This window comes from Roseateles sp. (assembly GCF_036404855.1).
Classification (GTDB): domain Bacteria; phylum Pseudomonadota; class Gammaproteobacteria; order Burkholderiales; family Burkholderiaceae_C; genus Pelomonas.
Genome location: NZ_DASWYS010000291.1, coordinates 1 through 7,346 on the forward strand (window position 1 = coordinate 1; position 7,346 = coordinate 7,346).

Annotated in this window: 8 protein-coding genes; 5 read left to right on the forward strand and 3 right to left on the reverse strand. The window is 70.2% G+C overall.

Annotation, left to right across the window (positions count from 1 at the left end; translation table 11 throughout):
- Window positions 1-1,338, forward strand: a 1,338-nt coding sequence (locus VGF12_RS19185) for a bifunctional anthranilate synthase component I family protein/class IV aminotransferase (RefSeq protein ID WP_331177652.1), incomplete at its 5' end; no start/stop codon positions are given.
- On the opposite strand, the gene VGF12_RS19190 is transcribed toward VGF12_RS19185, so the two are convergent.
- Window positions 1,318-1,857 (reverse strand): DUF2087 domain-containing protein, encoded by a 540-nt coding sequence (locus VGF12_RS19190; protein ID WP_331177653.1) that lies wholly within the window; start codon window positions 1,855-1,857, stop codon window positions 1,318-1,320. The two genes, VGF12_RS19185 and VGF12_RS19190, sit on opposite strands and share 21 nt — an antisense overlap.
- Before the next feature lie 514 nt (window positions 1,858-2,371).
- Here VGF12_RS19190 and VGF12_RS19195 point away from each other — a divergent pair.
- Both VGF12_RS19195 and VGF12_RS19200 read left to right on the forward strand, forming a co-directional pair.
- A complete protein-coding gene (locus VGF12_RS19195; RefSeq protein WP_331177654.1) occupies window positions 2,372-4,066 on the forward strand; it encodes a DEAD/DEAH box helicase in 1,695 nt (564 codons plus the stop codon).
- 29 nt (window positions 4,067-4,095) lie between these two features.
- Window positions 4,096-4,596, forward strand: a complete 501-nt coding sequence (locus tag VGF12_RS19200) for a GNAT family N-acetyltransferase (RefSeq protein WP_331177655.1) — start codon at window positions 4,096-4,098, stop codon at window positions 4,594-4,596.
- Here VGF12_RS19200 and VGF12_RS19205 read toward each other — a convergent pair.
- Window positions 4,590-5,231, reverse strand: a complete 642-nt coding sequence (locus VGF12_RS19205) for an NAD(P)-dependent oxidoreductase (RefSeq protein WP_331177656.1) — start codon at window positions 5,229-5,231, stop codon at window positions 4,590-4,592. The genes VGF12_RS19200 and VGF12_RS19205 overlap by 7 nt on opposite strands.
- A 100-nt stretch (window positions 5,232-5,331) precedes the next feature.
- Between VGF12_RS19205 and VGF12_RS19210 the strand changes: the two genes are divergently transcribed.
- Together VGF12_RS19210 and VGF12_RS19215 are read left to right on the forward strand one after the other, a co-directional pair.
- Window positions 5,332-6,219, forward strand: coding sequence for a LysR family transcriptional regulator (locus tag VGF12_RS19210; protein WP_331177657.1), 888 nt, complete (start codon window positions 5,332-5,334; stop codon window positions 6,217-6,219).
- Window positions 6,216-6,800, forward strand: coding sequence for a cold shock and DUF1294 domain-containing protein (locus tag VGF12_RS19215; protein WP_331177658.1), 585 nt, complete (start codon window positions 6,216-6,218; stop codon window positions 6,798-6,800). The genes VGF12_RS19210 and VGF12_RS19215 overlap by 4 nt, the downstream gene beginning before the upstream one ends.
- Here VGF12_RS19215 and VGF12_RS19220 read toward each other — a convergent pair.
- A partial coding sequence (locus VGF12_RS19220; RefSeq protein ID WP_331177659.1) for a 2-keto-4-pentenoate hydratase occupies window positions 6,778-7,346 on the reverse strand: 569 nt, incomplete at its 5' end. The genes VGF12_RS19215 and VGF12_RS19220 overlap by 23 nt on opposite strands.

Genomic DNA, 7,346 nt, shown 5'->3' on the forward strand with positions numbered 1-7,346 from the left:
CGGCTGCGCGCTAGCGCGGGCGGACTGGGCCCCGCGCAGCTGTTCCTCGCGCTGCATGCCAGCCAGCCCGGCGGTTTCAGCCTGTTCCTGCGCGAGGCCGGCGCGGCCAGCGTGTCGCCCGAGCTGTTCTTCGACTGGCGCCCCGTGCCTGGCGCCAAGGCCAGCTGGCTGCTGGCCGCCCAGCCCATGAAGGGCACGGCGGCGCGCGGACGTGACCGCGTCGATGACGAGGCCGCTCAGCAGCATCTGCGCACCAGTGAGAAGGAGCGCGCCGAGAACCTCATGATCGTGGACTTGCTGCGCAATGACCTGAGCCGCGTCGCCCAGCTCGGCACGGTGCGCGTGCCGCGGCTGTTCGAGCTGCACGCGCTGCCCACCGTCTGGCAGATGACGTCCACGGTCACGGCCGTGAGCCGGGCCGGCCTGACGCTGGCCGAGGCCTTCGCGGCGCTGTTCCCCTGCGGTTCGGTCACCGGGGCGCCCAAGGTCCGCGCGATGCAGATCATCCGCGAACTGGAGCCCACGACACGCGGCTGGTACTGCGGCGCGCTCGGGCTGATCCAGCCGGGCGGCATCGCGACTTTCAACGTGCCCATACGCACCGTCGAGTTCCAGGGGGATGTGCTGGCCTGCGGGCTGGGCAGCGCCATCACGCTGGACAGCGAGCCTTCCGCCGAAATCGCCGAATGGCGGGCCAAGTCACGCTTCCTGGCCCGGGCCGAGGCGCCGGTCGAGGCGCTGGAGACGCTGCGCCTGGAAGACGGCGTGGCGCTGCGGGGTGATGCCCACCTGGCCCGCATGCAGCGCACGGCGCGGCATTTCGGACTGCGTTTTTCGATGATCGAGGCCCGCGCCCACGTGAGGGATGCGGCCGCCGCGCACCCGCAAGGCTGCTGGCGGCTGCGCCTGACCTGCGATGTCAAAGGTCGCTTCGCGCACACGCTGGCCGCCTTCATGCCCACGCCCGAACCAGTCCGTCTCGCACTGGCTGACGGTCCCGTCCCGACGCTGGGCGCGCGCGCCGAATTCCTCGCCCACAAGACGACGCGCCGTGAGCTCTACGCCTTCTGCAAGCCGGACGAAGCCTTCGACGTCATCCTCTGGAACGAGGCCGGTGAGCTGACCGAATGCAGCTTTGGCAACCTCGCCGTGAAGCTGGCCGGTGCGTGGCTGACGCCGCGGCTGGCCGCGGGCCTGCTGCCCGGCGTGATGCGCGCTGAGCTGCTTGCCCAGGGGCGCATCCGTGAGGCACGGCTCACGCGCGACGACCTGGCCCGCGCCGAGGGCCTGGCCTTCTTCAACAGCCTGCGCGGCTGGCTAGGCGCCGAGCTGGCGTAGTGCCCGCATCAGCGCCATCGCATCCTCGTTCGGCCGGGCTGGCAGCTTGGTGTAGACCGAGCTGTCTGCGGTGCGAGCCATCAGCTTTTGCGTGACGAGGTCGCGCCGCAGCGTGCAGTAGTCGCCGAAGCAGTGCCAGGTGGTCAGTATCTGGTTCACCTCGCGCTCGCGGTAGGGGCGCTTGGCGTCGAAGCGCATCCACAGGCCCCACAGCGACATCAGCTGCAGCGAGCGCTTGACGGGCAGGCGCGTGAGCCGGCCCTGGTCGTCGAAGAGCCGCAGCGTGCGGCGCACGATGTCACTGTGCGTCATGGCCTGTGGCGCAGCGACCGGCCGCGGTGCAGGCGGCCTGGCCTGCAGCGTCTGCAGGTTCCTGTGGCCGGCCGCACGGGCCAGCATGTTCAGCAGGGTCTGGTGGCCAGGCGGCTGCGACGATTCATGCTTGAGCAACTGGGCACGCAGCGACTTGGCGAAGGTGGACAGGTCGTCCACGACGAGGGGCAGGGATTCACGGGGCACGGGGCACTCCATGCGCACGCCAACGGTGAAGAGGCTGGGCTTGCCGGCTTGCAGCCAGGGCGCACGCGAGGTCCACGTGTACAAAGGCGGTGTCTGTATCGCTACAGGGCAGGTTCAGCTCGCGGCGGGTGCCGCGCGGCAAGGCCTGGGTGTTCTGCCGACCCGGGCCGCGAGTGTGCCAGAGCCCGCAGTGATTTGGTGAAAACCCTGATCCATGCTACAGTCTCGGCTTCGCCTGGGGCTTGCTCCAGGAGTTCCACGTCTCCTCTGACCTCGTTCGATCAAACGCATCCCAGCGCGCATCGGACTCCGAACACGGATCGGTCGGCGGCGATGAAGCCGTCGCTTTGACTGACTGTTCCCCCGCGCCGCACCCGGGCTGATGTACATGCCCGAGCCGCACGACGCGAGCTGATCTATCTCCCAGCGACTTATGTGATTCCGAAGGGCCAAGCGAGCCCCTCGGCGCTGCGCATTTGCCTGCGCGGCGTGACTGTGAACGAAAGAACGAACGATGAGTTTCGAGACCCTGGGCCTGAGCCCCGCCGTGCTGCAAGCCGTCAAGGACGCCGGCTACGAGAATGCCACCGACGTGCAGGCCCAAGCCATTCCCCTGGCCATCGCGAACAAGGACCTGATGGTCTCGTCGCGCACCGGCTCGGGCAAGACCGCCGCCTTCATCCTGCCCGCGCTGGAGAAGGTCCTGGCCGCCCGCGGCGACAACACCAAGCGTCGCGAGAAGGGCGTCATCTACGGCCCGCGCGTGCTCGTGCTGGCCCCGACGCGCGAACTGGCCATGCAGGTGGCCAAGGCTGCACAAACCTACGGCCGCCATATCCCCGGCCTGAAGGTCGCCACCGTGCTGGGCGGCATGCCCTATCCGCTGCAGATCCGCCAGCTGACCGGCCCGCTCGACATCCTGATCGCCACCCCTGGCCGCCTGCTGGATCACCTGGCCAGCGGCAAGTGCGTGCTGAACAACGTCGAGATGCTGGTGCTGGACGAGGCCGACCGCATGCTGGACATGGGCTTCATCGATGACATCAACGTCGTCACCAGCCACACGCCCGAGACCAAGCAGACGGTGATGTTCAGCGCCACGTTCGCTGGCCACGTCGGCCGCCTGGCGCAGCAACTGCTGAAGGACCCGCAGCGTATCGAGGTTGCCAGCCACACCGACACGCACGAGAACATCGAGCAGCGCCTGCACTGGGCCGACAACCCCCATCACAAGGACCAGCTGCTGGAAGCCATCCTGGCCACGCCCGAGCTGGAGCAGGCCGTCGTCTTCACCAGCACCCAGCGCGACGCCGACTGGCTGGCCGAGCGCCTGGCCGAGATCGGTCACGCGGTCGCCCCGCTGCACGGGGCCATGCCGCAAGGCAAGCGCAACCGCGTGCTGATGGGCCTGCGCCGTGGTGACCTGCGCGTGCTGGTCGCCACCGACGTGGCCGCCCGCGGCATCGACGTGCCCACCATCAGCCACGTCATCAACTACGGCCTGCCGATGAAGGCCGAGGACTATGTGCACCGCATCGGCCGCACGGGCCGTGCCGGCCGATCGGGTCTGGCGATCACGCTGGGCCTGCGCGACGACGTGTCCATGATCCGCCGCATCCAGCAGTTCACGACGCAGACGATCCCCGTCAGCCACGTCGCCGGCTTGGAGCCCAAGACGCAGGAGCCGCGCATCTTCCCGCCGCGCCCCGCCGGTCAGGGCTTCGACCGTGGCGGTGACCGCTTCGGTGGCCGCCCGGGCTTCGGCAACAAGAGCTTCCGTCGCGATGACAACGGTCACGGCGGCCGCCCGCACCACGGCGGCGGCAAGCCCTTCGGCCATGGCGGCCACCAGGGTGGCGGCCGTTGGGAAGAGCGTCGCTTTGGCGAGAACCGTCCGTTCGACAACGGCGGTGGCCAGCAGGAGCAGCGCGGCTTCGAGCCTCGTGACGACCGGGGCTTTGCGCCGCGGGGCGAAGGCCGCGGCTTCCAGCCGCGCCCCGACAACCGCGGGTTCGCGCCGCGTGAGGACCGAGGTTTCAAGCCGCGCGAGGAGCGCAGCTTTGCACCCCGGGACGACCGTGGCTTCCAGCCTCGCGGTGACCGCCCCTTCCAAGGCGGCGGCAAGCCCAGCTTCGGCGGCGACCGCCCGTCGTTCGGGGGTGAGCGCCGTGGCCCGGCCGGCCCGCGCAAGGGCGGCTTCGGCCGCTGATTGAGATGGATCGCGTGGAACTCCACGCGATGTCTCCAACCGATCTCGACGCCGTACTGGCGCTGCAACAGCGCTGCTACGGCGTCGGCTTTTTGGAGCGTCGCGAAGCGTTCGCGGCCAAGCTGGCCGTCACCGAGGGGCTGGATTGCTGCTGGATGGCGCGCCGGTCGGCATCGGATGGGGGTGTGCCTTTGGCCTATGCCGTCAGCCTGCCGGTCTGCGACGCGACGCTGCCGGCGCTGGATGCGCTGCACTGCGAGCCGTCTGCATCGCCGACGCTGCTCTATCTGCATGACATGGCTGTGGCGCCGGAGGCGCGCTCGCTGGGGCTGGCGGGACGCCTGCTGTCACGGCTTGCCGACCGCGCGCGGACGCTGGGCCTGGCGCGCCTCGGTCTCGTGGCCGTGCAAGGCTCCATGCCCTACTGGCAGCGCCAGGGCTTTGCCGAGCCGGCCGAGATCTCGGCGGGCCTGAGCGCCAAGCTTGCGAGCTTTGGCGCCGAGGCCCGCTTCCTGGTCCGCGATCAGTAGCCTGCGGTGAAGCGGGCGCGGCGGTGCTGCGGCGCTTCCAGCTCGTTGACGATGGCCGCGGCCAAGTCCGCCACGCTGATGCGGCTCTCACCCTGAGCGTCGAACACGGGCGCCTCGCCCCCGATGCGGAAGTTGCCCGTGCGCGGGCCCGGCTCCAGGTGTATCGCAGGCGACACCAGCGTCCAGTCCAGCGTGCTCGGGTCGGCGCGCAGGCGGTTCAGCATCTCGCGGGCCGCCAGGGCACCGGACTTCCACTCAGCCGGGAAGGCCGGCGAGTCCACCAGCTGCTGGCCCGGCGCGATGAACAGGCTGCCCGCGCCGCCCACGGCGATCAGCCGCACGCCGGCCTGGCGCGCCGCGTCGGCGATGGCATCGCTGCCGCGCAGGAAGTCGTCGTAGAGATTGGGATTGCTCCAGCCGGCGTTGAAAGCGCTGACGATGGCGTCCACGCCCTTGATCTCGGCAGCCAGGTCGGTGGCGCTCAGCACGTCCACCGCGCGCACGTCCAGCCCGGGTCGGGCGGTGAGTTTGGCCGGGTCGCGCTGCAGCGCGCGCACTTGGTGGCCACGGCTCAACAGTTCTTCCAGCAGGGCGGCGCCGACGAAGCCGGTGGCACCGATCAGGGCGATGTTCATGAGGTTGCTCCAACAACGGGGTTGCGATGGAATGATTGTTTCTGCTTCACAATGCGCTGATAAGCCGGCTATTGCAACGCAGACTGTTTAGAAAAACTTCATGCTTGACCAACTCAAACGCATGGCCGTCCTCGCTGCGGTGGTGCGCCACGGCAGCTTTGCCGCGGCAGCGCGGCAGTTGCGCACTAGCACCTCGGCCGTCAGCCAGCAGGTCAGGGCCCTGGAGAAGGACATGGGCGTCACGCTGCTGCACCGATCCACGCGCAAGCTCAGCCTGACGCCGGCCGGCGAGCGTTTCCACGCGGGCTGCGCGGCCATGGTGGCCGCGGCAGAAGCTGCGCAGGCCCAGCTCCAGCAACTGCGCGACGCGCCCGAGGGTGAGCTGCGCATCGCCATGACGGTGGGCTTCGGCCGGCACATCGGCCCGGCGCTGGCGCCGCTGCTGGCCGCCCACCCGGGCCTGCGGCTGCACCTGCAGGTGGAGGACGGCTTCACGGACCTGGTGGCGCACCGCATCGATCTCGCCATCCGCTTCGGCCGGCTTCCCGACAGCCCCTGGGTGGCGCAGCGCATCGGCGCCATGCACAGCAGCCTGTATGCCGCGCCGGCCTACCTCGCGCATCGCGGAGTGCCCGCCGCGCCGGAGGCCTTGCGGGAAGCCGACTGGCTGATGCTGCAGGACGGGACCGACCACCTCCGCCGCCTGCCGGGCACCGAGCTGACTGTGCAGCCGCGCCACACCAGCAACAACCAGCTGACGCTGCAACAGCTGTGCGAGGCGGGACTGGGCATCGCGGGGCTGGGCGACGAGGACGTGGCCGAAGCCGTGGCTGCCGGCCGGCTGCTGCGCCTGGCCACCCCGTTGGCGCTGCCCGACCTGCCCATCTGGGCGATGACGCCGCAGCGCCACGATGGCAATCCGGGCCAGCCGGCCAAGGTGCGCCATGCGATCGCGGCGTTGAAGGCGCACCTGGGAGCGCTGGCATGAAGGGGACGCTGACGCAGTGGGACGACGCCAAGGGCTACGGCTTCATCACGCCCGACGGCGGCGGCGCCAAAGTCTTCGTCCACGTGAAGGCGTTTGGGCTTCGGCCGCACCGGCCCTTCGTGGGCGAACGGCTCAACTACCGAGAAGGCCAGGACGCGCAGGGAAAGCGCCGCGCGCAGGACGTGCAAAGCCTCGCGGTACGGGCCACGCCACCGGCCGCGGTCCGGCGTGATGGCAACCGCGTGCTGCTGCTGATCCCCGCGTTCGCCGGCCTCGTGTTGACCGTCCACCTGATCTGGGGTGTACCCAACTGGCTGTGGGGCATCTACTCGGCCATGAGCCTGGCCACCTTCATCACCTACTTGCTGGACAAGCGGGCCGCCGCGCGCGGCGACTGGCGGGTGGCCGAAAACACGCTGCACCTGCTGTCGCTGGCCTGCGGCTGGCCAGGCGCGCTTCTGGCGCAGCGGCTGCTGCGCCACAAGACCGCGAAGGCGTCGTTCCGACGGCTCTACTGGGTGACCGTGGCGGTCAACGTCGCGACCTTCGTCACGGTGTTCACGCCGCTGCTGAGAAGCTGAACTCGCCCAGGCCTTCGATGGCCAGTGTGCCGCGGGCGTCGCCCGCGCACGGGTGCAGACCGCCCCAGGCACCGGTCGTCACGACGGTGCCGGCATTCAGGGTGGCGCCATGGCGCGTGACGTGGCGCAGCCAGGCAGGCAGCACGCCGGCCGGATCGCCCAGCGAATGGCCACCACGGCGCACGATGTCGGCCTGGCCGGGCAGGGCCAGCCGCCATTCGAGCTGCGCCCAGTCGAGCGCGCGAAACGGCTGCCAGGCGCCCAGAAGCAGGCCGGCGTTGGACTGATGGTCGGCCATGCGCAGCAGGTCCGGCGCGGCCAGTCCTTCCTCCCAGCGCGAGGCGACCCGCTCCACGGCAATGCACATCGCCTCGGGCGCGCCGTTGGCGTCGACGCGCAGTGCCACCTCGGCCTCCACGCCCAGCAGCCCCGCGCCGGTCAGCGGGTTCACCGGCGAATGGCTGAACGGCCCCTGCGGGCCGGCGCCGCCCGACTTCCAGCGGTCAAGGTGCCAGCCCAGTGCGTGCGCTACGCCCTCCTGCACCG

Bases quoted from the DNA above. Each gene is read 5' to 3' on its own strand.
- VGF12_RS19195 (WP_331177654.1), top strand. From the start codon at position 2,372: ATGAGTTTCGAGACCCTGGGCCTGAGCCCCGCCGTGCTGCAAGCCGTC.
- VGF12_RS19200 (WP_331177655.1), top strand. From the start codon at position 4,096: ATGTCTCCAACCGATCTCGACGCCGTACTGGCGCTGCAACAGCGCTGC.
- VGF12_RS19205 (WP_331177656.1), bottom strand. From the start codon at position 5,231: ATGAACATCGCCCTGATCGGTGCCACCGGCTTCGTCGGCGCCGCCCTG.
- VGF12_RS19210 (WP_331177657.1), top strand. From the start codon at position 5,332: ATGCTTGACCAACTCAAACGCATGGCCGTCCTCGCTGCGGTGGTGCGC.
- VGF12_RS19215 (WP_331177658.1), top strand. From the start codon at position 6,216: ATGAAGGGGACGCTGACGCAGTGGGACGACGCCAAGGGCTACGGCTTC.